We start from the raw sequence: 1,020 nt of genomic DNA on the forward strand, positions 1-1,020 counted from the left end.
GGATTAGAGCCTAACTCGCCTTCTTCTAGGCGGGCCACCACCCAGCGTGAGTATTTCCAGGAGTGGGCTTGATACTGGAAGCGGAACGTCCCCGCTACTTTCCCTCCCACCTGCCATTGGGTCTTGCGCACCAGCATCATGGGGACGTCCACTTCCTTGAGCAGCCGGCTGTTCTTGGCGATTCCCACGATGTAGTCGACGTGATGCCGATCACACCAGTTCAGCATCCGGGGACGACAAAAGTGGCTATCACCTCGTAACACGATGCGCGTATCGGGCCAGTATTGACGGATAAAGCGTACCAGTAAGGCGAGGATCGCCCAGCTATGGCGGCTGTCGCTGCGGTCACTGGTGCGCAGATAGCTCACCAGTAAGTGGCGCCCACAGAAGACATACAGTGGGAAGTAGCAGTGGTGATCGTAATAACGGTTAAAGAACTTGCCGGGTTGCTCGCCATGCACGGGGATGTCGGTGCCATCAAAGTCCAGCACGATCTCCTTTGGTGGTTCGTCATGCTGTTCAATGAAGTGATGCCACAGCAACTCATGGGCCTTCACTATTGCTTGCCGATCGGCGTTCTGCTCCACCCGGCACAGCGTCGACTTGCCTGCCAGCGTATCCTCTTCACCGAGCGCTGTCTGAAGGGCCTGATCATAGCGCAGGGCCTCATGGTCGTTGAAATCTTCATAGCCAGCGGCGACACCGAACACCCGCTGACGAACCAAAGTGTCGAGCTTATGACGAACCTGTTCCGGTGCGCGGGGATCATGAAGCACGGCGGCCAAGCGGCGTGTCAGGCGATGCTGTTTATCGACTTCACGAAGCAGGAGTAATCCGGCGTCCGACGTAATGTGGCCCCCGGAGAAGTCGGCTTCAATTTGGCGGCGTGAGAGTGGCGAGAAGGTCAGCTTTTCAGGTACCATTTTGGAAGCGGCTGTTGGTGCTTGATGGATTGGTTAGGTTCTTGAAATCATAGCACTTTCAGCCGCTTTCTTTTATACCCTGTGAGAAATCCGGGCT

Annotated in this window: 1 protein-coding gene; it reads right to left on the bottom strand. The window is 56.1% G+C overall.

What is annotated here, in order from left to right; genetic code table 11:
• Positions 1-923: IS1380 family transposase (locus tag ACQKE4_RS20770; RefSeq protein WP_427390117.1), on the bottom strand; the 923-nt coding region annotated here is incomplete at its 3' end.
• Positions 924-1,020 lie beyond the last annotated feature (97 nt).

Origin of the sequence: Halomonas sp. NPDC076908 (assembly GCF_050269715.1) — a bacterium.
Classification (GTDB): Bacteria; Pseudomonadota; Gammaproteobacteria; order Pseudomonadales; family Halomonadaceae; genus Vreelandella.